The organism is Methanocalculus sp. (assembly GCF_029762515.1).
Taxonomy (GTDB): Archaea; Halobacteriota; Methanomicrobia; order Methanomicrobiales; family Methanocorpusculaceae; genus Methanocalculus.
Map to the genome: position 1 here is coordinate 1 of NZ_JARVGN010000493.1, position 1,524 is coordinate 1,524.

Sequence of the window (1,524 nt, forward strand, 5' to 3'; positions counted from 1 at the left end):
AAAAAACCACTGACTGTCCCAAATCACACAGAGATTGCACGTGGGACATTAAGAGTCATCATCAAGGATGCTGATCTTACTGTTGAAGCATTTTTGGAGCTTTTATAGACAACTGTGTCAATGATTATCGTTGATGATTCGGTACTTACCTGCAATTCCCCCTGCCCCCCTTCGCCTGAAGGGGGGAGTAAGGATAGCATGGGGGTCTGAGCAATCGCGGGGAGCGCCAGTACCTGGTGCGGGTAATGGGTAAGCCCATGGAGGCGCGGAGGCAGGAGATAGTTGGGATGCGACCAGCAGGTGGGCGGTACCCCCCCGGAGGAGCGAGGGGTCAATCCTTGAGATCTGTTTGTGGGGATGGCATTCAGTCACCAGCGCTTACAGGCAGCCTCCCTCTCTCTTTGATATCTGTCAGACTGTGACACTCCTCCCTCCGGCAAACCCCCCTACCCCCCTTCACCTGAAGGGGGGAGTAAGGATAGCATGGGGGTCTGAGCAATCGCTGGGAGCACCGGTACCTGGTGCGGGTGAGGGTAAGCCAACAGAAGTGCGGTGCAGGAGATAGTACGCCAGCGATTGCAGGCGGGCGGTGATCCTCTTCTCAAATGGGAGCGGCAGAACGCGTTAAAAAACGATATTCTGCATCTGATGGAGGCCCGGTACAACCTCATGAGAGCGGGAGCGCTGATATTCTCTCAATGAAGACGAACATCATCGTCCGGTTGGCCATGAGGATCGCCTTCACCGGAGCAGGAATGGGGGTTGATCAGTGTCCCGCTCGGAGGGATAAGGCGACAGATCAATGTATTATTCTCAGGACTTTGCCGCATTCATAATCCCATAGTTTATCAATGCCGTCCTGATCTCCTTCAATTCCATACGCATCTCAGAGATCTCCTTATTTAGATGGTTATCCAGGTCACTCCTCATTCCTTTAACTTCAGTGAGTGTTTCTTGTTGAAGACTGATAGTATCTTTCTGAAGTCCGATTGTCTCCTTCTGAAGACTGAGCGTCTCTCTCTGAAGACCGATAGTATCTTTCTGTAATGAAATTGACGTATCATGCTTCTCAAGGGAGATATCCTGTTTCTTCTCCATCCGTGAAAAGATAGCAATTGCAGTATCAAATCTCTCTGCAAGTTCTTCTTCCGGAGAGCCTCTTATTACCGTGAAATAAGAATATTCTCCCTTATAATCTTCCTTTACGGTATAAATCTCTTCGACTTCTATTGGATATTCTACATTCCTGATAGCCAGGATAAATGCATCAAGGTCGTCTACACGGCCCTCTGCAATGATATGCACATCATATCCTTCAAGGTTCTCGATATAGCCGGTAATTTTTAATTTTCGGGCAATATTCTGAACAATATGCCGATAGCCAACCCTCTGTACCGTTCCTGATACCTGTATTGAATACCGGGAGAAGGTATGAGAATCCATAATCAGCATTGGGTTTTCATAACTCAAAGGCTTTTCTATCACTCTCACCAACAGCAACTTCAACAACCATTTCTCTGGCTC

General features: G+C 48.2%; 1 protein-coding gene. It reads right to left on the reverse strand.

The window, feature by feature from the left end; translation table 11 throughout:
* Positions 1-813 precede the first annotated feature (813 nt).
* A partial coding sequence (locus QCH34_RS12540; RefSeq protein ID WP_300334628.1) for an acylphosphatase occupies positions 814-1,524 on the reverse strand: 711 nt, incomplete at its 5' end.